Source organism: Lentilactobacillus hilgardii DSM 20176 = ATCC 8290 (assembly GCF_000159315.1).
GTDB lineage: Bacteria > Bacillota > Bacilli > Lactobacillales > Lactobacillaceae > Lentilactobacillus > Lentilactobacillus hilgardii.
Map to the genome: position 1 here is coordinate 1 of NZ_GG670077.1, position 241 is coordinate 241.

A 241-nucleotide genomic window follows, 5' to 3' on the forward strand; every position below is an offset into this window, starting at 1 on the left:
GTGAGACCGGCATCAGCGTGGCCGGGGAAATCGATGATTTTGACGTCAGCCAGGTTGTCGGCAGAAAAACGGCAAGCGGATGGATCTGTATTCCCAATACGCCATCCAGGCCTGCCAGGAAGCCTACGAGATGGCTGGCTTGACTCCGGAAACAGTGAAGGCGGAAGAGCTGGGCGTGATTTTCAGCTCCGGGATCGGGGGCCTGACCACGATTGAAGAGCAGGTCATCAAGGTACATGAC

1 pseudogene is annotated in these 241 nt (G+C 56.8%); it reads left to right on the top strand.

What is annotated here, in order from left to right:
* Window positions 1-241, top strand: a pseudogene (locus HMPREF0519_RS13555) (beta-ketoacyl synthase N-terminal-like domain-containing protein); the annotation flags it as partial.